The organism is Bacillota bacterium, assembly GCA_013178045.1.
GTDB lineage: Bacteria > Bacillota > Ch66 > Ch66 > Ch66 > Ch66.
The window spans coordinates 179,082-202,136 of sequence record JABLXP010000002.1 but is presented as its reverse complement, the minus strand read 5'-3'; the positions used below and the strand labels follow the sequence as shown (position 1 = coordinate 202,136).

Here is a 23,055-nt window from a genome sequence, read left to right as displayed (position 1 = left end):
TTATGCAGTTTTTTCCTTTTGGGTGGCGTAGAAGGCGACAGCAACAATCAGCGCTACCAGGCAGAATGTGAAAGCGGACTTAAAGGCAGCAACCGGGATTACCTTATTTATCGTTGGATAACTGCCAATAATCGCCCCCATTACCTGCTGGAAAGTTGCCCCGCCGACGAAGACAAACAGGTTTAAAAAGCCGGTACCGGTTCCAGCGATTTGCGGCGCGACATTTTCCTTAAGGTTGGCGTACATTACCACGAAGAAACCACCAAAGAAACCATAGAAGAACATTAACACGGTCAGGAATCCTTTGGACATGGAATCAATCATGAACACCAGTGGTAGCCAGGTCAGAATGTAAATGAGTGTGCCGCCGAAGACAACCTTTTTCCGCGACTTCAGGATCTTGTCAGAGATTACACCCGACAGCGGACAGCCGAAGATCATCCCGATGGGGATCATCATTAAAATTTTGCCGGCTTCGGTCTTGGTCATCCCATAAACATTCATCAAATACGGACCAGCCCAGAGTCCCTGAAAGCCCATAATACTCCCATACATAGCAAAGAATAGAACGGTTATTGTCCAGAAATTATAGGTGCTAGCGATTATTTTCAAGCTCTCACCAATGCCGATCGCGGCTGGCGCCGGCCCAGCCGGTGCCGTTCCTTCAATCTCAGCAATGGTCGCTCCGCCAACATCAGTAGGTTTATTCCTGATGAAGGCATAGGCCAGCACAGCAATAGCAATGGTAATAATCCCCACGATGTTCATCGAATTCCGCCAACCAATAGCAGCCATCATCGCGACCAGTGGAGCAGATGAAGCCAGTGACCCGATGTTACCAATCGCCAACAAGAGGCCCGAGTAGGTAGCAAACTCGTTTTTCTTAAACCAGTCAGCCAGGAACCGCATCGCGGGAACGTACACGAAGCCAACACCCAGTCCTACCAGGAACCGGCCAACCAGGGCGACACTGAAGTTTGAGGCAAATCCGAACAGAAGGGCCCCCGCCGCCGCAATCAAGACAAATACAGAGATTGTCTTCCTATTACCCCAGCGGTCAGCCAAAATCCCGGCCGGCAACTGACCAAGGGCATAAGCGTAGAAATACATTGATCCAAAGAGACCCAAAGCCGCCGGGTCAATTTTAAAATCCCTAATCAATTCTGGCGCCATTACCGCTGTTGAGGTGCGGTGAAAATAAACAAAGAAATAGGCCAGGGCAACAACAATGTAAATCACATAGCGGTAGGTGAGGGTCTTCTGGATCTTTGATTGAGTTGCGGTGCTCCCTAACTGAATATTCGCCAAATTAATCATACCTCCTCGTACTTACACTAAGGAGTAGATAGGGGAGGAGAATCGACCTCCCCTTCACCTTCTACCTCCCCAACGTCTATTCGTGCAGGCGCTCAATCGCCTACGCTCCACTGTAGGGCCATCTACGCTTGTTACTTCTTACGCAATGAACCGGTGACGTCCACTTCTCTTAAATTCTTGAGTTCTTCCTCTGTCGGCTCGGGAACTACCTTGATATTTGGCGATATTTTCAGGTCCCAGCCGGTGTTTGCCTTGATCTCTTCGACACTCGAATAGGCAAAATAAGCATCTAGATAGAATTCTTTGGTGACCGGGTCGGGCCGCAGGATACCCAGGGTAGTGATGATGGCCGAAGGGCCGCCGCCTGGGAAACCATACCTCTCCCGGTCATTGCCGCCATTGATGTAACCAGGCGAAGAGATATAATCGACTTTGTCCACAAATCTCTTCTTCTCGTGGGCCGCCATGATAATATAGCGCTTACAACCCACCGCGATCTCATTGGCGCCACCGCTGCCATTCAACCTTACCCGCGGTAGGGTGTAGCGGCCAACCTGCCAAGGAGTCTGTCCTGGTTCCCAGATACCGGTCGTGTTCACGTTACCATATTTATCGATCTGGGCTGCTCCAATGATGCCCACATCACAGCGACCGGAAGCAACCAGACAGCCAAGGGCATCGATGGCGTTGGTGAAACTGGTGGCATTTGCTGAAATCCGATTACACTCAATGCCCCAGGGCAACCCACCCACGGGGGACGAACCAAACACTCCCCCTTCAGTAAAAGCCATCAGATTGGGAGCATGGTTTTTCTGCGCGAAATAACCCGCCAGCATGCTCAGACCTACGCCAAAAATTGCCAGTTCACCGTCCCGTAATTCTCGACCGGTGGCAATAGCCATATATTCCTGTCTGGTATAATCCATTTTACTTACCTCCCTTCGCTTCCAGTTCCTTGATTTCGGCCTCGCTCTTAATCCACTTCTGGTACGGGTCCATTAAGTGCGTAGTCGGATTATTGGTTAGTTTGGCGATCTTTTCTTTCCCGATCATGGCCAGGTATTCTTCGCGGGTGTTATAACTTAAAACATACTTTTTCACATACTCCTCTGTACCTTCTGGAGTAGCCAGAGCTTTGTTCATGTAGAACATATGCTCTTCATCACTGTCGTACACCCCAACCGAACACGCCGGCCAGACCCCCATCGGCCAGTAAACAACCGCATCGACAACCTCACCCGGAATCCGTACCAGGTTCGGATACTGCCGCATGCAATCGGTATCGACGATAAAATCAGCCTGCAGAACAACCTTCTTCGCCGCCCGGGAGAGTTCATAGCGGCTCCATTCTGTTCCCAACATAATGGCGTTACCGAACATATCGGCCATCGTTACGTGAATGGCGGCGACGTCCGGCTTAAGAACCGAGAAAGCGTAGACCTTTTTGCCGGTAAACGGATCGGTCATCTCGGGAATCTTAGTTGTGCAGGGATACTCATCTGGTCGATCAGCCGAACACCACTGCTGGTCATTGCCAATGTTAATGGTCGCAGGGACAAACGGCCAGTTCAAGGCACCCCCCAGCAATCGCAGGGGAATCGCTCCATTGGAATAGTCTTCAAGAATGGTTTGTCCGCTTTCCACCGCCCGTTTTAAGCCATTGGCGAACCCGTAAACTTCCAAGCCAGAGAAGCCAACCTCGATCCGCCGAACCGCCCCGACGGCGGCAAGCAAGTTAGACTGCTGAGTGTTACAATTGGAGATAAGATTAAGGTTTTTTCGGCCCTGCCTGACCATCTCCCGTCCAAAGGCAATGGAATCTGAACCTACCGGCAGTGCTGCTCCGTGGGCATACGTCATACCATCCCAGGTATATTTCGCCACGGCTTCCTGCATCGTGATCAACTTGTTACGCATCAAATCCCCTCCTTTATTATCAGGTATTGTATATACCTTAATGTTGCAATTTTTCCCGAGATTTGGCTATCTGTCTGCAGAAAACTTTCCGTTTTTGCTTTTTACTCTCCCCCTTTCACAATGGTCCCGTCTATACGGTATTTCCTCGGTTTGGTTAATACCCAATGCGTTTCTATCATCCTCCTTGGCCACTTTTTGGTCATCTGCTTTATATACTACACGCAAATTCCGTGCCATTGTCAGGTACCCCCGCAAATGGCTTCAGCTGGCCTTTTGTCTAGTCACCAGAAAAGAAAAAAGCGTCAAAAAACTGACACTCCTGTCAAAAAGCTGACACTTTTGTCAATCATTTGACACTTTAAAAAGGTTGACATCTTTTTATGACACTCCTGCTCCGGAGTATCACTGCGCAATATCAAGCGCTTTCATTCGGTAGTAAAGCGTGCTGCGAGGTATGTTCAACAACCTGGCCACCTCTGCCTTGTTATTGTTACACCGTTTCAATAAATCGACAATTATCATCCTTTCCTGATCAAGCAGCAGACTATCCAGATTTCCATCTATCAGTTTTTGGGCAGGAGCCGTTTCAGCAAATCGACCAGTCGGAGATTCGTCCTGAATCATTGCCGTAACGTCTGCCTCGTCAACAATTTCTTTATCACACAGAACTACGAGCCGTTCCATCGTATTGCGCAATTCCCTGATATTACCCCGCCATTCGCGGTTCATCAGCATTTTCATCGCTTCTTGTCCCACCACAGGTACCGGCCGCTGGTATTTCGCCGCAAATTCCTCCAAGAAAAGATTGACCAGGCCAGGGATATCACCTCTTCTTTCTCTGAGCGGAGGCATCTTCAAGCTGAAGACGTTGAGCCGATAAAATAAATCTTCCCGAAATCTCCCTTTATTAACCATCTGCTCTAGGTCGCGGTTGGTTGCCGCAATTACCCGCACATTAACGGTAACCGGGATTGTTCCACCCACCCGGTAAAAGGTTTGCTCCTGTAGAACCCGCAACAGTTTAGCCTGAATTTCGAGTGGCAGTTCACCAACCTCGTCAAGAAAAATCGTCCCGCCATTAGCCAGTTCAAATTTGCCAGGCCGACCTTCTCTACTTGCCCCGGTAAAAGCCCCGGTGGCGTAACCAAACAATTCGCTCTCACAAAGATTCTCGGGGATCGCCGCGCAATTAATCACAATAAACGGCTTATTCCGCCGGTTGCTCCAGTTGTGGATCGCGTTGGCCATCAACTCTTTTCCCGTACCGCTTTCCCCCAGGATCAACACCGTAGCATCTGTTTGTGCCAGGCGCCGAGCCGTCTCCAGCGTCCGCACATAGGCAGCATTTTGACTCGGCACCATTTCCAGCCGGTGCTGCTTGGCGCCGGTTTTTCGCTCTAATTCGGTGATGCGGTCTCTGGCCAGGTTCAATTCGGTCATCAGCTTAACCGCCTTGGTCACGTCCTGGGTTGTGCAGACCACCCCCACCGACTTATCGGCCTGACAAATCGGCACAGCATTCTTCAGCAAATGCTTGCCTTTGTCAGTGATCAGGTAGACATTCCGGACCGGCTGCCCCGAGGTGAGGGCCTGTAAAGCAATATCATCCGGGTAGAAGTCGCTCAGGCAACGCCCCATGATCTCATCACTGGTGATCTCATAAATCCGTTCCGCACTTTTGTTCCAGTATACTACCTTTCCGTCGGGATCAACAACCACAATCGCTTCCGCAATTGTGTCCAGTATAGCCTGCAGTTGTCGGCCGATTTTTTCCAGCTTATCGGAAAACCCATTGCAAACGTGGATTGCTGTAATAACCCCCACAATACGCCCCTGAGCATCCAGCACCGGCATGCGGCCAATCCCGTTCGCGCGCATTGTCGTCCGGGCCTGGGTTAAGTCTTCATCCGGCGAAGTAGTAATCAGTTCAGATAACATGATCTCTGCTACCGTTGTCTCTTCCCCCAGCCTTCCTTCTGAAAAGTCCCTTAATAACTGTTTTTTGGTAACCAAGCCGCAGAGTTTTCCCGTGGTATCTACAACCAGCACCTCATCAAGTTTCATATTCAGGAGCAGTTCAACCAAATCCAGAGCCCGTTCATGCAAACTAACCGTCCGAAAAAAAGGAGACATGACATCCCGAACTTTAATGGTGGTTAACTTGAGGTTTTCCAAAGACTACTCCCCCCTGGCTGATAGATATTTTATTATGTTATAGATATATTGGCAGATCAATTATTTGCTTTGCTCGTATTTGCTATGTTTGCGTATTTACATTGTTCACGGCATGTTGCTATTTTTATTAAATTAAAGCTTCGGCATTTTTTCGTGAACTCCTTCACATGAACGTGTATTCTCGTTCGTTAAATATCGACAGTATTCGGTAAATGCCTGGCCGTTTCGTCGCAATATGCTTTCCGAAGCTAAATAAGACTGTCGTTTATTGTTGAAGAAAGGGTTTACTGTATGCAATTTCGCAAATAATGTATTCGTTTTTGTCTGGTATGAATCTCGCGTGAACATCCTGGTTCGGCCGCTTTTATCCTCTGACTGCGTTCATTCTTGCATATAGTTTGTTTTCAGAAACCAGGTCAAGGTTGAAAATATGGCCTGGTTTCGCATTCGGGAGAATTGGCATGATTTTTGCTTTATAAAATAACATATAAATAACAGATCAATAAATAAAATAATAAATAACAGATCAATTGGTTTTCTGCGTACCTATTACTTCCGTAATGGGTAAAGCAACAAACAAAAGACCTGTTTGCCCTTATGAAATCCTGATATTTCATGAGTTGAACAGGTTGGGTTTGGGGAAAGGCGCAGAAAGGAGGGTTAGATGTAATTGCAAAAAATAGCTGAATTAGCTGGGCTGCCATTTGTCGTTTACCATGATTTAGCAAGACTCTTCGTAAAAACAGAAGCCTTTTTTTGTTTCTTCAAATCAAGTGCTGTTCGAGAGGAAATGTCGTCAGGAAATCAGGTATTTTCTAATATCCGGGGCATTACTGACCTGACCAAACCGCAAGAACCACTCAAAAACACCAGTGAACTCCCCAGGCAACTAGACATAACAAAACCTCCCTTGCGTCGGACCGAGACGATCACATCGGGAGGTTAATCGCGGTTTTGGTGCGGCAGAAGGGACTTGAACCCCCACGAGCCTAAAGCCCACTAGACCCTGAATCTAGCGCGTCTGCCAATTCCGCCACTGCCGCATATTCATCTGGCAGTCTTCTAATCTAATACGAACAACTCCAACCGCAATTGATATGATAGCACACCCTTCTTGATGGTGTCAAGCCTGATCATTGAAAATAAGCAGGATAATTCCACCACTCCTAAAGGTTATGATGAATCCTGCTACACCCCACTACCTAATTGTTTACCAATGAGGAGCAGCTTAAACCTGGAACAAGGCAACCAGTTCTTCTTTCGATAACCCAGCCTGACTCAAGATACCATTGAGCGTTCCCTTCCGGATTTGCTTCTGGTTGGAGGGAACAGTCACCAGCAGTGTCCGACCAATTTCCTCTTTACGTAGACGAATGTGACTACCCTTCTGGCGGACAAGTGTAAACCCCTGTGCCTCCAACATCTTCACTACCTGTTTGGAGGAAACAGCCGGTAGCCGAGCAGGTGTTCCCACGGCTTCACCCCCAGGTAGATTGAGGTGTAACAGGTAAGCTTAATTTGTTCAGAAGCTATCCGCTTTATACAAACTCAAAAGGACTACACATACGGTAGCCCCTTCAATTTCACTTAGACTGGCGATGAGAATTGATTTTTTCTAACAGTTTTTCTTCCACACATTCCGGCACTAGACCCTTCACACATCCACCTAACATGGCAACCTCTTTAATATTACTGGAGCTGAGATATATGTACTGGGGACTTGAAATGATAAATATGGTTTCAACATTCGGAGACAACTTGTTGTTCATCAGCGCCATTTGCATTTCATAATCGAAGTCAGAGACCGCTCTCAGACCGCGGATAACCGCCAACGCACCTTTTTTATTAACATAATCCATTAGTAATCCAGTAAATGAGTCCACACAGACGTGCGGGTTCGAGCGGGTCGCTTCTAACAGCATTTGAACACGTTCTTCAATAGTAAACAGAGAACTCTTCCGTGGGTTATGAATCACTGCGACAATTACTTGATCAAAAATTTTAGTGGCTCTTTCAACAATGTCTAAATGACCATTGGTAACAGGGTCAAAGCTGCCCGGATAGACACCAATTTTCAATTCATATCCCCCTTTTTAAAAAGCCAAGAATTAGGCTTTGCCTAATTCTTGGCTTTCGCAAGAAAAGCAGATCCTAGAGCAATGCCAATCGGAGGTCGTGATATCTACCCAATATTTTTTAGTATTGATAGAAACCTTTACCAGTCTTGCGGCCAAGTTGTCCTGCCCGGACAAGTTTCCGCAACAGCGGGCAGGGACGATACTTGGACTCGCCCAGCTCTTTGTAGAGAGTTTCCATGATCGCCAGGCAAACATCCAGACCGATCAGATCACCCAGAGCCAGAGGACCAATCGGATGGTTGGCTCCAAGTTTCATGGCCGCATCAATATCAGCCGCACTGGCCACACCTTCCTGCAGGATATAGCAGGCTTCGTTAATCATCGGGATCAAGATCCGGTTCACGACGAAACCAGGAGCTTCGTTGACTTCAACTGGCGTTTTGCCAAGCTTAATCGTCAATTCCTTAATGGTGTTATAGGTTTCTTCTGAGGTCGCCGCCGCCTTGATTAACTCGACGAGCTTCATCACCGGTACCGGATTGAAGAAGTGCATGCCGATAACCTTGTCGGGCCTCTTCGTCGCCGCTGCGATCGCGGTAACGCTCAAGGCCGAAGTATTAGAAGCCAAAATCGTTTCCGGCGGACAGATTTCATCCAACTCTTTAAAGACCTTGACTTTGATATCCAAATTTTCGATAATGGCTTCAATGACCAGCTCGCATTCCTTAGCCAGGCCTATGTCCGTTGTCCCGATTATCCGGGCCATGATTTCATCTTTTGCCTCAACGGTCATTTTACCTTTTTCGATCGCCTTGGCGTAGTTTTTCGTGATCGTTTTTAAACCGTTATCCACGAACTTTTGGTCGATATCGCGCAGATAGACGGTCAGACCTGCTTCAGCACAAACCTGCGCAATCCCGGCACCCATCGTCCCGGCGCCTAACACCATTACTTTTTGCATCGCACTGGTCCTCCTTCTCAAAACTCATCCTTACGGCTTAGTTTATCTCTCCACAATCATAGCTATTCCCATACCGCCACCAATGCAGAGAGTCGCTAGACCACGTTTGGCACCGCGTTTCTGCATTTCGTACAGCAGGGTAACCAAAATTCGCGTTCCGCTCGCGCCGATCGGGTGACCGAGTGCGATGGCGCCACCATTCACATTGACTTTGTTTATATCAAAGTTCAGATCTTTCGCTACGGCAAGAGACTGAGCCGCAAACGCTTCGTTGGCTTCGATCAGATCGATGTCCTCAATGGTCATACCAGCTTTAGCCAGCGCTTTTCGGGTAGCAACAACTGGCCCTACACCCATGATCTTGGGATCGACTCCACCAGAAGCATAGCTCTTGATCGTGGCCATTGGTTTGAGACCTAACTCATCAGCTTTAGCTTTAGACATAACAACCACTGCAGCCGCGGCATCGTTGATACCGGAAGCGTTCCCCGCGGTGACAGTTCCGTCTTTCTTGAACGCTGGTTTTAAAGCAGCCAGGCCTTCCTTGGTTGTACCCGGTCTCACATGCTCGTCCGTATCGAAAACCTTAACACCCTTCTTGGTCTGAATCTCAACGGGGACAATTTCATCTTTAAATCTACCTTCAGCAATTGCTTTCGCCGCTAATTGCTGGCTCCGCAAACCAAACTCATCCTGCATTTCCCGGGTTATCCCCCACTGCTCAGCCACGTTCTCCGCAGTGATACCCATGTGGTAGTTATTGAAAGCTTCCCAGAGACCATCCTTGATCATAGCATCAACTAGCTGACCGTTGCCCATCCGATAACCCCAGCGGCCCTTTTCCACCAGATAGGGGGCAGCACTCATGTTTTCCGTGCCCCCGGCGACAATAATTTCCGCATCGCCAGCCTTAATGGCTTGAGCAGCCAACGCCACAGTCTTTAATCCAGAACCGCATACTTTGTTCACGGTATAAGTCGGAACTTCTATGGGAATGCCAGCGGCTAATGAGGCTTGTCTGGCTACGTTTTGTCCTAAACCAGCCTGGAGTACGCAACCAAAAATGACTTCGTCAATTGCTTCTGGCTTAATTCCAGCCCGGTTAATTGCTTCTTTTATTACGATAGCACCCAGTTGGGCAGCGCCGACTTCTGTGAGAGCCCCACCAAAAGTACCGATCGGAGTCCGGCATGCACTAACAATTACAGCTTCAGCCACTTTATCAACCTCCCAATATAAATTTTATTTTTTTTAATTGTTCCACGTGAATATTCTCACATTTTGTTTCTTTCTTTGATCGTTTAATCAAGAGTCAAACTCTCTTCTGTCAAACAACTGCTCCCCAGTGTCATTGAAGCCGGGGATGCCTATTCCTTTCGCGGGACAGGCATCCCACTCCCCCTAATTAATTTAAAATCACGGTAATAAAAGATGTTCCCTACTCTTTCATCAAGAAGCCGGAGATAACGATTCTTTGCACCTGGTTGGTGCCTTCGTAGATCTGGGTGATCTTGGCATCCCGCATGAACCGCTCCACCGGGTATTCCTTGGTGTAACCATAACCACCAAGAACCTGGACCATATCGGTGGTCACCTTCATGGCGATGTCACCAGCGAATACTTTCGCCATGGCGCTGGCTTTTCCATACGGCAGGCCAGCCCCTTCCAGCCAGGCAGCCTGATAGGTCAGAAGGCGAGCCGCTTCGATCTCGGTCGCGGCGTCAGCCAGCATAAAGGCAATAGCCTGATTAGCAATAATCGGTCGGCCAAATTGCTCTCTTTGCTTGGCATAGGCCAGGGCAAATTCAAAAGCGCCCTGGGCGATACCGACCGCTTGCGCGGCGATCCCGTTCCGCCCGCCATCGAGTATTCTCATCCCAATCTTGAAACCTTCGCCTTCTTTGCCCAGCAGGTTTTCGGCCGGCACCCGGCAATCTTCAAAGACCAGCTCATAGGTCGCCGAAGCACGGATCCCGAGTTTTTCTTCCTTTTTACCGAAGGAGAAGCCTGGTGTACCCTTTTCAACGATAAACGCGCTGATGCCTTCGTGTTTCTTACCTTCTTTGCTGGTTCTGGCAATAACGATGTAGGTATCGGCATAGTAGGCATTGGTAATAAAGATCTTGGTACCGTTCAGGACATAGTAATCTCCATCTCGCACCGCCGTTGTCTTAGTACCACCGGCATCACTACCAGCGGAAGGCTCGGTAATCGCAAATGCCCCCAGGTGTTTGCCCTCAGCCAGAGGTTTCAAATATTTCATCTTCTGCTCTTCGGTCCCAAACTTCCAGATCGGCCAGCTGCAAAGAGAAGTATGGGCCGAAAGGGTTACACCCATCGAAGCGTCAACGCGGGAGAGCTCTTCCACTGCGATCGCATAAGCCAGGAAATCAGAACCAGCACCGCCGTATTTCTCTTCCCAGGGAATTCCGGCCAAACCGAGTTCGCCTAATTTATGCCACAGTTCCAAGGGAAATTCTTCTTTTTCGTCTCTTTCTTTAGCGCCTGGTGCCAATTCCTTTTCCGCAAAGTCCCGTACCATTTGGCGTAACATTTGATGCTCTTCTGACAGGATAAAATCCATTTTCCCAACCTCCTATTCATGTCCGCTGTTTCTTATGCTGCCCCTTTTTATTCTGTCTATTTGTCTGATTCACTGCTGTTCTTTGCGGGTTGTCATACTATAGAGTACTAAAATCTACGGCGGTGACTGGATAATCACAAAAACTTTACCTAGGGATGAGCCGGCTTCACCTCCTTAAGCAGGGTGTTAGAAACCAATCGGCCTTGTTCCTTGTTCCATAGGTACTATTCTACACATTCCTAAGAATTCCTGCTGATAATGGGTAAGTTCAAAATATCTTTTCTTCAAGATCTTTATTATCTTTATTATTCTCTATTTTTCTAAAGTAAAGGCGGTGATTTCCCTGGCTTGCACATTATGACACAAATCCCGGGTCAGAATAAAAATAAGAACCGGCCAGGAATATTATCATCGGCCGGTTATATTTTAGTATTTATTTGCCAGTAAACTGGGGTTTCCTTTTCTCTATGAAAGCCGTCATACCTTCTTTTTGATCACCAGCGCTGAAACATAACCCGAAAAGATCCGCTTCATGATCGTAGCCTTGTTCGACCGGCATCTCCATTCCTTCATTGACTGCCGCCTTAGTAAGCCGTACACCAACTTTGCTCTGGGCCGCGATCTTCTTTGCCATCTTTTGGGCCGCATCCATTAATTCCTCAGGGGGCACGACTTTATTGACAAGGCCGATCCGGTAGGCCTCGTTGGCATCAATCATATCCGCTGTGTACAGCAGTTCTTTCGCCCGACCTTTACCAACCAACCGCGGTAAACGCTGGGTCCCGGCGAAGCCAGCCATAATTCCCAGACCTACTTCTGGTTGCCCAAACTTAGCCTTTTCAGAGGCGATCCGGATGTCCGCCGCCATAGCCAGCTCACAACCGCCTCCCAATGCAAAGCCGTTAACGGCGGCGATAACTGGTTGAGGCAACTTTTCAATTTTATCAAAGACGGCCTGACCCAGTTTGGAGAAGGCTCTGGCTTCGAGCGGAGTTAAATTGACCATAAAAGCAATATCTGCCCCCGCGACAAAAGCCTTGTCGCCCGCCCCGGTCAAAATAACCACTTTGACCTCTTCATCCTTCGCGATCACATCAATCGCTTCGTCTAAATCTTTCAAAGTGTCTGCATTGAGGGCATTCAATGCCTTCGGTCGGTTAACAGTAAGAACAGCGATTTCGCCATCCTTTTCCAACAATACATTGTTCCACGCCATCGTTCCATACCTCCCAAATTATTTTATATTTTTTATTTATTTTACCCGATTATTTAACCGTCTCTACAGGTAATAATAACGATGTCAATATGGAACTTAATTCATGGATTGTTGGACGAGTTCAGCGATATCCAGGACCTTGACCTGTTCCTCTTTCTCCTGACCTTTGACGCCATCGGCCAGCATTGTCATACAGAAGGGGCAGTTGGTCATGATGATATCCGGATTCAGGGCGAGCGCCTGTTCAGTCCGGGCCTCGTTAATCCGCCGTTGTCCCTCACCAGTATGTTCTTCCATCCACATCCGGCCGCCACCAGCACCACAACAGAAACCTTTTTCGCGGTTACGCTCCATTTCCACCAGCCTGGTCCCGGGCACCGCGTTTATGACCTTACGCGGTTCTTCGTAAACATCGTTGTGTCGGCCTAGATAGCAGGAATCATGATACGTCAAGGTCGCATTGACCGGTTTGCTGAGTTTGATCTTGCCACTAGCAATCAGATCCGCGATCAGTTGCGTATGGTGGATGACTTCATAGTTGCCGCCAAACTGCGGATACTCGTTCTTCAGTGTATTAAAGCAGTGCGGGCAGTGGGTAACGATCTTCTTCACGCCGTAACCATTCATGACCTCAACATTTTCCATAACCAGCGTCTGGTATAAATACTCGTTACCAATTCGGCGAGCAGACTCACCACAGCACTTCTCTTCCGTGCCCAGGATCGCAAATTTTACACCCGCGGCTTTCAAAATCTTCGCGGTCGCAGCGGCAACTTTCTTGTTCCGGTCGTCAAAGGCACCTGCGCAGCCAACCCAGTACAGGTATTCAACATCATTATTGTCAGAAATCAGCGGCACATCCAAGCCTTCAGCCCAATCAGCCCGTTTGTCCCAACCAACGTTCCATGGGTTCCCATTGACTTCCAGACCACGGAAGACAATTTGCACTTCGGATGGGAAATTACTCTCCCACATGACCAAGTTCCGCCGCATTTCGATCGTCTTCGGAATGTGCTCAATAAACATAGGACACATTTCCATACAAGCCCGGCAGGTGGTGCAAGCCCAGATTGCTTCTTCTTCTATGACGTCACCAATCAGGTTAACGTTCAACACGTCAGCGGCTTCTTCATCAGAAAGTGCCGCTTCTTCAGCCCCCGTCGCCGGTTTAGGCGGCTCCAGATAGGGTGCTTTTTCCAACCAGTGTGCCTTCAGATCCTGAATCAGTCGTTTCGGAGAAAGAGGTTTGCCCGTCAAATAAGCTGGACAATTGTCCTGACATCGACCGCAACGAACACAGGTGTCGAAATCGAGCATATCTTTCCAAGTGAATTGTTCAATAGCGCTAACCCCAAAAGACTCTGCCTCTTCGATGTTTTCAATCGGTTTTAAGGCACCTTTGGGCCCCAAGTTACGGAAATAGTGATTGATCATCCCGGCCAGAATGTGCCACAGTTTCGAATAAGGCAGGTAGCCGATAAAAGCAAAGGCCATCACCATGTGGAACCACCAGAGGATGCGGTGCCAGACCAGAACGGTCTCATGCGGCCAACCAGTAAAAAGTTGCGCCGTCAGCCAGCCAAAGGGCGAAGCGATTTTTTCAAAAGCCATCGCTGCTACGCCGCCGATTTGAATTTGTGCCGCGATCCGCAGGCCTTCAATCAGGAAGCCAGTAACCAAGATAATTGCGACCAGAAGAATAGCATAAGCATCTTCCGGCTGATTGTCCAACCGGTCAGGTTTAACGATATAACGCCGATACATTAGATAAAAAACCCCGATCGTCGCCAGGAATCCCATCAGGTCAACGATAGCCGAAAAGCCGATGTAGAATCCTCCCTCAACTTTAAGCCCCAAGATGTGTCCAATCACACTCAAGCCAGGAGCAGAGTGCAGTGCATCAATACCAGCAGCTATAGCCAGAATGACGAATCCCCAGAACAGGAAGAAGTGCATAAAGCCAGGTACGGTTTCGCGGATAATTCGCTTATGACCAAAGCTGTAGGTAAGGAGCGAACCGATTCGGGCACCAACATTGTCAAACCGGTTTTCCGGTTGACCCAACCGCCACAGTTGTACCCGCTTATAAATCCCATATGCGAAGGCGATTAAAGGAATCCACATAAAAACGTAAATTAAAAATTCCCCGGGTATATTCGCTCCAACCTCACGCATTGGGACAGTTGGCACGGTGAAGCCGTGATATTGCATGACAATACCCTCCTTGCGCTCTACTTTATTAAAGGAATACTGGATATACGAACCGTGACCAGCAATGGTACTAATGCCGGCGCATATCCAGTATTCCGAATTTCGGAACAGATCTCGCTCTATCCTTCTTTCGTCTAAATCATCCAGCTAGAGCGTGTTACTTTTTCAGTTCTTCAGTTAACTTCGGAATTACCTGGAATAGGTCTCCGACAACACCAAAGTCGGCCACTTTGAAGATCGGCGCTTCAGGGTCCTTATTCACAGCCACGATAACTTTGGAAGAAGACATCCCCGCGAGGTGCTGAATTGCACCGGAAATACCAGCCGCTACATACAGAATCGGGTTAACAACTTTACCAGTTTGACCAACTTGATACTGGTTGTCAATCCAACCAGAGTCAACAGCCGCCCGAGAAGCACCAATCGCCGCGCCAAGCAAGTCAGCCAGCGGCTCAAGCACTTCTTTGAATCCTTCGGCGCTCTTCATGCCACGGCCACCAGACACAACATAGTTCGCTTCACTAAGTTCAGGACGGGTAGAAACAGTGGGGATAAACTCCTTAACGTTTTGGTATATATCCGCATCAGTCACTGCGATCGCCTCTTTAATCACCTCAGGAGACTTCGGCGCTTCAACTGCTTCGAAAACATTTCCCCGCAGGGTAGCCATCACCGGCGTGCTTTCCACAACGACCTTGGCAAAGGCCTTACCAGCGTAAACTGGTCTGGTAAAGACTAGTTGGCCGCCTTCGTTAGCCATCGCGGTGCAATCGGTAACCAGGCCCGCTTCCAGTTTTTGCGCCAGCCGGGGAGCGAGGTCCTTACCCATGGCCGTGTGACCGAAGAGGATCGTCGCCGGTTGATATTCCTTCACCATCGCCGCCAGTTGGGCCGCGAAAGCACCAGTAGTGTATTTCTCCAGTTTATCGTCATCAGCGATATAAACCTTGTCTGCGCCGTATTTACCTAGTTCAGCTGCCAAGCCTTCTACGCCTTTACCCAACAGAACCGCGCAAACTTCGTCGCCTAATTTCTTAGCTTCACTAATTAATTCAAAAGTGACTTTACGAATTTTACCATCCCTTTGATCGACAAATACCCACGTACCTTTAGCCATCAGTGTAAATCCTCCTTTTCGATATTTTTTATCGAGTATTAGCCAACGACTTTGGCCTCTTTCTTCAGCCACTCAGCCAGTTTCGCCGCGGTTTCAGCAGGATCGCCTTCGATCACGATACCAGCAGCCTTCGTCGGTGGTAAGAAGTAGGTGACCACTTTCGCCTTGGAAGGAACTGCTTCTCCAGCCACCTTATCAATCGGCTTCTTCTTAGCCTGCATGATTCCCTTCATCGAAGGATAACGAGGCTCGTTCATACCAACCTGGCAGGTGATCAACGCGGGAAGATTTACATCGATGATCTCGGTACCGCCGTCGACTTCACGGGTGCAGGTTGCTACATTACCATTCAGTTCAAGCTTACGGACAACATTGACGTGGGGGATATTAAGAATTTCCGCCACTCTGGTCGGAACCTGGGAAGAACCATCGTCGGCAGCCACATGGCCGCAGAGAATTAAATCAGCACCCAGGCCTTGAACGGCTTTCGCCAGAATAACCGCGCGGGCATATTCGTCAGCTTCTCCGTCCATATTCACCAGCACGCCCTTGTCAGCACCCATTGCCAAGGCCTGACGAATCGCTTCAGTTACTTTGTCACTGCCCGCAGACACAACGATAACTTCGCCACCAAGTTTTTCTTTAATTCGGAGAGCTTCTTCTACCGCCACTTCATCATAAGGGTTGATAATTAGGCTTACACCCTGATCTGAGATCTTGCCGTCTCCACCAATAACAATCTTGGCTTCGGTGTCGAACGTTTGTTTAACTAAAACAACTATCTTCAAAGCTCTTTCCTCCCTTTTTAAAGATTTCTTCTTCAAGTTTAACCAAAGATAAACAATGGCAATGTACTAAGTCTCTTCTGCTGCCAATAATGTCTATCTACCACCTCCAGCACTGGAATCTTAAATCAGTTTGGTAATCCTAAAACACTTAAAATTAAACTATACTATTAAAGCCTTGGCACCCGGTTTTCGTACTAACCGGTTACACAAGAACATTTTATTTCTTAATTCCGGTGAAATAGTACAATTATTCACTATTTCTTTTATAACTACCCCATTTTCTGAACAGTATAAACCTGCCTCTGCCTAGTCAGACAGATAACCAGGAGAATATAATACACACAATATAACATTCACCTGTTTATTCTACATGATTTATTTAAATTCCTCCCATAAACGAAAATTTTTCTAATTTCCCACATTTCTACATTCCTTAGTTTTTTTGGTAAAAAAATGTTGCTTTTGTGCTTAGTCCTAGCTCCCGAGCTTGAAAAATCTGTTCCGTACTACCGATAAACAATACTCCACCTTTTCGTAGTGCCTGGGCAAAACGCTGATATAGTTTGCTTTTGGCATCTTCGGTAAAATAGATGACCACGTTCCGGCATAAAATCAGATCGCACTGCGTTGGAAATTCATCACAGAGCAAATCATGCTGCCGCCAGGTAATGAGCTGTTTGAGGGAGTCCCGCACCACAAAATGATCACCGTTGCGTTCAAAATACTTCTCCAACAACCGTGGCGGAACATTGGCCACCGCTTTACTCGAATAAACCCCCTCTTTGGCTTTGGCCAAAACCCCTCGATCTATATCTGTCGCCAGGATCCGGCTCTGCGTCCCGCGCAATTGTTCGCTCACAATAATCGCCAGTGTGTATGGTTCTTCCCCGGTTGAACAGCCAGCACTCCAGATTTTTAGATGAGCATTTGCTGCTTTCAGTTCAGGCAGAATCTTTTTTTCGAGCACCTCCCAGTGCTGGGGATTGCGATAAAATTCAGAGACGTTGATGGTCAGGTGATCAATAAATTTACGGTAGTGAGCCGGCTCTCGCACTAATAACCTCAAATACTCAGCGTAATTGTCAATATTCATTGACCGCATCAAGGCATTAATCCGTCGCTCCATTTGGGTGCGTTTGTAATAACGGAGGTCAATTCCGCTGCGCTCGTAAATCTTCTGAATAAACCATTCGTAGCCAAGGTCCATACCGTACGCGTTCTCCCTCAATACCTAAATCGACTTCGTCAAAATTTAGGCCAAGAATACCGTTTATTTTTTCCGAATCTCTTCGGGGCAAAAAGCATCCAGCATGTCAAGATATTCGCTCCTTCAGGGTAAATTCCTGCTTAATTGAGTGGATAAATAGAATCATTACTATTGACAAGGTGGATTGAACAAGGTAATCTCGACATGAGATTTTTAATTTTAATATTATTAAAATTAAAATAAGGAGATTATGGCAAATGAACTGGGATATAGTAAAAAATGAAGGAATTGATCCGGCTCGTTTCGAGCGAATCCTGGAGATCAATCAGACCTGCCCATTTCACCGCTATCTTGGTCTGAATCTGGCCTCAGTCGCCCCTGGTCAGGCCAGCGTAATCATAAAAGTTCAACCTGAGCATGCCAACCTTTTCGAGTACGCTCACGGCGGGATTGCATCAGCTTTGGCTGATACAGCTATGGGCATGGCCATTCGCAGCGTTGGCTACTCGGTTGTCACTGTGGAAATGAACATTAATTATATCGCTGGGGCAAAGGTAGGTCAGACATTAACAGCTACAGCCACTGTTCTTAACATCGGAAAAAACATTATTGTCGCCGAAACAGAAGTTCGTGATGAAAACAATTCATTGATCGCTAAAGCCCGCTGCACGTTCTTCATCCGCGGGCAGATATGGAGTAATTCCGATGTTTTTAGATAAAACAAACTATGAGCTGGACTATACAATTATTTATTGAAGAAGGCGGCTCAACCGTTGTTATATGATTCTTGCCGGCACTCGTGAAAAATTTTACGAGGAATTGAAACGGTATATTAGGAACAATATGGTCTACAATTGTTGCAGGCGTCACCTTGCCCTCCCTGACACAATCCTCACACAAGGTATTGATGGCAAGCTTCTGCTTCCGAATCCGCTGCCATTCGGACGTGTTGCACGTCAGCACCCCTACCGGTTCAGAGAAAATAGATTTACCTTCTTGTATATTAGATAAAAGATGGTATATTATTAATTTTAGGAGAAAAATATAGAAAAATATATATAGTAGTTTAATAAATCAGGTGATGGTGCCCACCCTGATCGGAGAATCGATCAAAACAGCGAATGCTAATGGCCCCTGTTGGTATTAAATACTAATAGGGGCTTTAGTTTTTTATTTAATTATAGACAAATTATTTTTTTGTAACTATAAGGAGGGAGTTCTCGATGTGAACACTTACTTGGGAATTGATATTGGTTCAGTTACAACCAAATTAGCATTAATTGATGAAAATGGTAGTCTTATTAAGGGGCTTTATCTAAGAACACAGGGACAGCCAACCAAAGTGCTACAAACAGGCCTGAGCAAAATAAAGGAAGCAATTGATGAGACAGTGAGTATTAAAGCAGTTGGTACCACGGGCAGCGGTAGATACCTGGCGGGGGTTGTGGCAGGCGCAGATGTTATAAAAAATGAAATAACCGCGCATGCAGTAGCCGCCAGTCATGTTGTACCGGGTGTGCAAACAATTATAGAAATCGGAGGCCAGGACTCAAAGATTATTATTTTGCGTGATGGCGTACCTGTGGACTTTGCCATGAACACCGTTTGCGCTGCCGGTACAGGATCTTTTTTAGACCATCAGGCAGCCCGGCTCAACATAAATATTGAGGACTTTGGGGAAACTGCTTTAAAGGCGAGAAACCCAGTCCGAATTGCCGGCCGATGTGCTGTCTTTGCTGAAACAGATATGATTCATAAGCAGCAAGTTGGACATAACCTGCCTGACATACTTGCGGGTTTATGTGAGGCAATGGTTAGAAACTATCTTAACAATGTTGGTAAAGGTAAAGACATCAAACCACCAGTTGTGTTCCAAGGTGGTGTGGCTGCAAATATTGCTATAAAACAGGCTTTCGAAAAAGCGTTAGGGTTACAAGTATTAGTGCCCGATCATTTCGGTATTATGGGAGCAATTGGGGCGGCTTTAATAGCCCGTGATACAATCGGAGAAAACCAAACAAAATTTAGGGGATTTGAAGTTGCCAATTTCCAATTTGCCTCAACAAGCTGGGAATGCCAAGGATGCCCAAACCTGTGTGAAATTGTTACTTTAAAACTTAACGGAAAGACGGTGGCTAGATGGGGAGACAGATGCGGTAAGTGGCAGGGTAACGTCCAAGATATTTCAGCATAACACGTTTTAAGAAAGGTATCAAATTAGGGATAGTCAACAGCATTCTTATTTTTTAAAATCGGTCGTTACGCAGGATTATTTTATGATCATAACAGTACATTGTGCATGTTCGGCAATAGCAGTTGAGACACTACCAAGTAAAAATCGTTGTATTGCTGAGGCCCCTTTATAACCGATCACAATCAAATCAAATCTACCCTCTGTTGCGCACTTGAGAATTGTGTGGGCAGGGTGCCCAAAGAGAATTTTTGCCCCAGCTTTTATTCCAGATAAATTGGCCGCTTTTTGGAATTCTAGAAGATACTTACTAACTTTGCTCTCTCCTTCGGCCTTGGCCTCCGCTACTTCTCCGACCGTGCCAGCATGCTCAGGAAGGGGAACAACAGATATTAGCAGCAATTCAGCACCCATTCTTTTTGCCAGATCAATTGCGACGTTAGCTGCCTTTCTCGCGATCAGAGAGTCGTCAATTGGAACTAAAACTTTCCGAAACATTTCCGACTCCCCCATATCATTTTCTTTTTTTATTATAACATATTTTCCCAACTTACGAGAGTTTCCTGGACCAAAAACAGCCATATAATTTTTATCAGCAAATAAAATTAGGGAACAATACAAAAATACTTAAAAAAGAGAGAAATCTTACAATAAATTGTTAATTATCCTTTTTCAATAAGAATAAATGTCTTGATTGTACAAGTGGAATTCTGATATATTGAAACTCAGTAAAAAAAATAATTCTTGGTGTTGGTGCTCACCACAGTCGGTAGACTGAAATGCAGTATGCTAATGGCCCCTACTTTAAGAGGGGTCATTATTTTTTAGTGGGTGGGAAAACTAAGCCGAGTTAATCTTGAGGAGGTGAACCTTTTAAAAATGGCTGACCTCGAAGAACAAATAATACAACAAGAAGATACCTGGTTGAACCGTAACGTTCTTGGGATGGGTATAACCAGCTTTCTATCCGATGCAGGACATGAAATGGCAACTTCTGTGTTGCCAGCGTTTCTAGCTGCGATCGGGGCGCCACCTGTGGCATTAGGTGCTATTGAAGGAATTGCTGATGCCGTTTCTAGTTTCGTTAAACTTGGTGCTGGCTGGTTTTCTGATCGTTTGGGCCGACGTAAGAATATTGTAACATTAGGCTATTTTTTAACTGGGATAGCTAAGGCAGTGTTTGCTTTCGCTAATACCTGGCTGCTTGTCCTATTTGGGCGAACCGTAGGTTGGTTTGGTCGAGGAATAAGGGGGCCTCTCCGCGACGCCATGCTTACAGATTCGGTACCAAGCCGTTTTAGAGGTAAAGCGTTCGGATTTCATCGAGCGGGTGATACTTTAGGTGCCGTGGTTGGTCCTCTGATCGCGGTCTATGTCCTACAGTTTTTGTCCAACCCGGTTGAGCCAACTGCTCCATTTAGAACAATCTTTTTGCTTACTTTGATCCCGGGTATTGGCTCAGCGTTAGTTTTCTTTTTGATGGTTCGGGAAGTGCCGCATGAAGGGAACCGTGAACTTCGTTTATGGTCGACCATTCGTACATTACCCTCAGATTTCAAACGTTTTTTAACCGCGGTAGGATTGTTTGGAATCGGCGATTTTTCTCATACTCTGATCATTTTAGCCTCCACTCAATTGCTGGCAACGAGCCTTGGTCCAATTAAAGCTGCACAAATGGCCGCCACTTTATATGTCGTAAGAAATATTTTCTACACTTTAGCGTCCTACCCGATTGGGGCCATTAGTGACCGAATCGGCCGAGGAAAACTACTAGCGGTAGGTTATCTTTTGGGCAGTATAGTTTCATTTGGTTTTGCCATAGAATTCTCCCTGAACACATCCAGCATTCTATACTTGGGTTTCCTATCAGCTTTAGCCGGCGTTTATATTGCTGCTGAGGATGCGCTGGAGGGAGCACTCACTGGCGATTATATTGATTCTAAAATAAGAGGAACCGCATTTGGAGTGTTGGGTACCATCAATGGGATCGGGGATTTATTTTCCAGTTTAGCCGTCGGATTTTTATGGACAGCCGTATCACCAAAGTTTGCTTTTTCTTATTCAGCCATAGTCATGTTGGCAGGAACCTTAACACTCTTTTGGTTGCTTTCCACCACAAAACATAATCGCCAAGAGGCATAATTGACATTTTAGGAGGGACACCGGTGGATTATCAATTAGCTTTAGTATTAATCACTCTTGTATTTATTGCCAGTTTTGTTTCAGTTGAAACTGCAATTTCCGTAACTATCGTGGAAATAGCAATGGGGATAATTGGCGGCAACTTTTTAGGGCTGCATACGGTCCCCTGGGTCGACTTTTTAGCGGGGTTTGCCTCCGTATTGTTAACCTTTTTAGCCGGGGCAGAAGTTGACCCGGATATCATGAAGCAAAAACTGAAAGAAAGTATCCTGATTGGTGGCTTTTCATTTTTACTCCCCGGATTGGCTGCCTTCGCTTATACTTATTGGATTGCTGGTTGGTCACTTCAAGCGGCCGAGATAGCGGGAGTCGCTTTGTCAACCACCTCTTTAGCGGTAGTCTATGCCGTTTTAGTTGAAACAGGATTAACTAACACTGAACTGGGAAAAATTATTATGGCATCATGTTTTATCACCGACATGGGTACAGTATTGGCACTCAGCCTGTTGTTTGCAGATTACAGTTGGACAACGCTAATTTTCCTGTTTGGCTCAATTGCAATCATCATGGTAGCCCCGAAAATTATTCCTATTGTTTTTGATCGATACGGTGACCGTGTAATCGAACCCGAAATTAAATTTCTGTTTTTATTACTATTTGCCTTCATGTACCTGGCCAATGTTGGCGCCGGGCATGCTGTACTTCCAGCTTTTGTTCTTGGCCTGGTTCTGTCCCGAACCTTCAGCCAGTATGCGGCCGTACAACGCAAATTACGAATTGTTGCCTTTGCTATGCTGACACCGTTCTTCTTCATAAAGGCTGGGATGAATGTATCATTGCCTGGAATATATGCCAACCTGGGACTTTTAACATTTCTATTCCTGGTGAAAGTCGCTGCTAAAATCATTGGAGTATACCCATTTGCCCGAGCTTATATAAAAGAGAGTGCGACATACACAACCCTGCTTATGAGCACAGGCTTAACGTTTGGAACTATTTCGTCGATGTTCGGGCTATCAATGGGGTTTATTGATGCAACTCAATTCTCGCTGCTCGTAGCAGCGGTAGTTCTAAGCGCTATAATTCCAACTTACATTGCTCAACGCTGGTTTGAACCAAGGCATCTTCTATATGAGGACAATAATATCTAA

Annotated in this window: 20 protein-coding genes and 1 tRNA gene; 5 read left to right on the top strand and 16 right to left on the bottom strand. The window is 46.7% G+C overall.

Annotation, left to right across the window (positions count from 1 at the left end; translation table 11 throughout):
• The 4 genes from HPY81_02765 to HPY81_02750 all read right to left on the bottom strand — a co-directional run bounded on the left by HPY81_02765 (window position 1) and on the right by HPY81_02750 (window position 5,409).
• The gene (locus tag HPY81_02765) at window positions 1-1,317 is read right to left on the bottom strand and encodes an MFS transporter (protein NPV26382.1); all 1,317 of its coding nucleotides are present in this window, start codon (window positions 1,315-1,317) and stop codon (window positions 1-3) included.
• Between the two features lie 131 nt (window positions 1,318-1,448).
• A complete protein-coding gene (locus tag HPY81_02760; GenBank protein NPV26381.1) occupies window positions 1,449-2,243 on the bottom strand; it encodes a CoA synthetase in 795 nt (264 codons plus the stop codon).
• A 1-nt stretch (window position 2,244) separates the two neighbouring features.
• A complete protein-coding gene (locus HPY81_02755; protein NPV26380.1) occupies window positions 2,245-3,237 on the bottom strand; it encodes a CoA transferase subunit A in 993 nt (330 codons plus the stop codon).
• 399 nt (window positions 3,238-3,636) lie between these two features.
• Entirely contained in the window at window positions 3,637-5,409 is a 1,773-nt protein-coding gene (locus HPY81_02750) for a sigma 54-interacting transcriptional regulator (GenBank protein NPV26379.1), read from the bottom strand.
• A gap of 670 nt (window positions 5,410-6,079) precedes the next feature.
• On the opposite strand from HPY81_02750, the gene HPY81_02745 reads away from it, so the two are divergent.
• Window positions 6,080-6,355 (top strand): hypothetical protein, encoded by a 276-nt coding sequence (locus HPY81_02745; GenBank protein NPV26378.1) that lies wholly within the window; start codon window positions 6,080-6,082, stop codon window positions 6,353-6,355.
• Between the two features lie 9 nt (window positions 6,356-6,364).
• On the opposite strand, the gene HPY81_02740 is transcribed toward HPY81_02745, so the two are convergent.
• The 11 genes from HPY81_02740 to HPY81_02690 all read right to left on the bottom strand — a co-directional run bounded on the left by HPY81_02740 (window position 6,365) and on the right by HPY81_02690 (window position 17,571).
• A tRNA-Leu gene (locus tag HPY81_02740) sits at window positions 6,365-6,452 on the bottom strand.
• A 185-nt stretch (window positions 6,453-6,637) separates the two neighbouring features.
• Complete coding sequence (locus HPY81_02735) at window positions 6,638-6,832, bottom strand: type II toxin-antitoxin system HicA family toxin (protein ID NPV26377.1); 195 nt, start codon at window positions 6,830-6,832, stop codon at window positions 6,638-6,640.
• A 160-nt stretch (window positions 6,833-6,992) separates the two neighbouring features.
• The gene (coaD, locus tag HPY81_02730; GenBank protein ID NPV26376.1) at window positions 6,993-7,487 is read right to left on the bottom strand and encodes a pantetheine-phosphate adenylyltransferase; all 495 of its coding nucleotides are present in this window, start codon (window positions 7,485-7,487) and stop codon (window positions 6,993-6,995) included.
• A gap of 118 nt (window positions 7,488-7,605) precedes the next feature.
• Complete coding sequence (locus tag HPY81_02725; GenBank protein NPV26375.1) at window positions 7,606-8,448, bottom strand: 3-hydroxybutyryl-CoA dehydrogenase; 843 nt, start codon at window positions 8,446-8,448, stop codon at window positions 7,606-7,608.
• A gap of 42 nt (window positions 8,449-8,490) precedes the next feature.
• Window positions 8,491-9,666: an acetyl-CoA C-acetyltransferase gene (locus HPY81_02720; protein NPV26374.1), complete on the bottom strand. Its 1,176-nt coding sequence runs from the start codon at window positions 9,664-9,666 to the stop codon at window positions 8,491-8,493.
• Between the two features lie 220 nt (window positions 9,667-9,886).
• Entirely contained in the window at window positions 9,887-11,032 is a 1,146-nt protein-coding gene (locus HPY81_02715) for an acyl-CoA dehydrogenase (protein ID NPV26373.1), read from the bottom strand.
• A gap of 433 nt (window positions 11,033-11,465) precedes the next feature.
• On the bottom strand, window positions 11,466-12,248 hold the full coding sequence (locus tag HPY81_02710) for a short-chain-enoyl-CoA hydratase (GenBank protein NPV26372.1): 783 nt from the start codon (window positions 12,246-12,248) through the stop codon (window positions 11,466-11,468).
• Between the two features lie 96 nt (window positions 12,249-12,344).
• Window positions 12,345-14,459, bottom strand: coding sequence for a 4Fe-4S dicluster domain-containing protein (locus HPY81_02705; protein ID NPV26371.1), 2,115 nt, complete (start codon window positions 14,457-14,459; stop codon window positions 12,345-12,347).
• Window positions 14,460-14,616: 157 nt separating this feature from the next.
• A complete protein-coding gene (locus HPY81_02700) occupies window positions 14,617-15,576 on the bottom strand; it encodes an electron transfer flavoprotein subunit alpha/FixB family protein (protein ID NPV26370.1) in 960 nt (319 codons plus the stop codon).
• Window positions 15,577-15,614: 38 nt separating this feature from the next.
• Window positions 15,615-16,364, bottom strand: coding sequence for an electron transfer flavoprotein subunit beta/FixA family protein (locus HPY81_02695; protein ID NPV26369.1), 750 nt, complete (start codon window positions 16,362-16,364; stop codon window positions 15,615-15,617).
• Between the two features lie 433 nt (window positions 16,365-16,797).
• Complete coding sequence (locus HPY81_02690) at window positions 16,798-17,571, bottom strand: protein-glutamate O-methyltransferase CheR (GenBank protein ID NPV26368.1); 774 nt, start codon at window positions 17,569-17,571, stop codon at window positions 16,798-16,800.
• A 257-nt stretch (window positions 17,572-17,828) separates the two neighbouring features.
• Here HPY81_02690 and HPY81_02685 point away from each other — a divergent pair, with 257 nt between their 5' ends.
• Together HPY81_02685 and HPY81_02680 are read left to right on the top strand one after the other, a co-directional pair.
• Window positions 17,829-18,290 carry a PaaI family thioesterase gene (locus HPY81_02685; GenBank protein NPV26367.1) on the top strand — a complete coding sequence of 154 codons (462 nt, stop codon included), beginning with the start codon at window positions 17,829-17,831 and terminating at the stop codon, window positions 18,288-18,290.
• 506 nt (window positions 18,291-18,796) lie between these two features.
• The gene (locus HPY81_02680) at window positions 18,797-19,765 is read left to right on the top strand and encodes a 2-hydroxyglutaryl-CoA dehydratase (GenBank protein NPV26366.1); all 969 of its coding nucleotides are present in this window, start codon (window positions 18,797-18,799) and stop codon (window positions 19,763-19,765) included.
• A gap of 75 nt (window positions 19,766-19,840) precedes the next feature.
• Here HPY81_02680 and HPY81_02675 read toward each other — a convergent pair whose 3' ends face one another.
• Window positions 19,841-20,344: a universal stress protein gene (locus tag HPY81_02675; GenBank protein NPV26365.1), complete on the bottom strand. Its 504-nt coding sequence runs from the start codon at window positions 20,342-20,344 to the stop codon at window positions 19,841-19,843.
• Window positions 20,345-20,641: 297 nt separating this feature from the next.
• Here HPY81_02675 and HPY81_02670 point away from each other — a divergent pair, with 297 nt between their 5' ends.
• Together HPY81_02670 and HPY81_02665 are read left to right on the top strand one after the other, a co-directional pair.
• Window positions 20,642-21,904, top strand: coding sequence for an MFS transporter (locus HPY81_02670; protein NPV26364.1), 1,263 nt, complete (start codon window positions 20,642-20,644; stop codon window positions 21,902-21,904).
• A 23-nt stretch (window positions 21,905-21,927) separates the two neighbouring features.
• Complete coding sequence (locus HPY81_02665; protein NPV26363.1) at window positions 21,928-23,055, top strand: cation:proton antiporter; 1,128 nt, start codon at window positions 21,928-21,930, stop codon at window positions 23,053-23,055.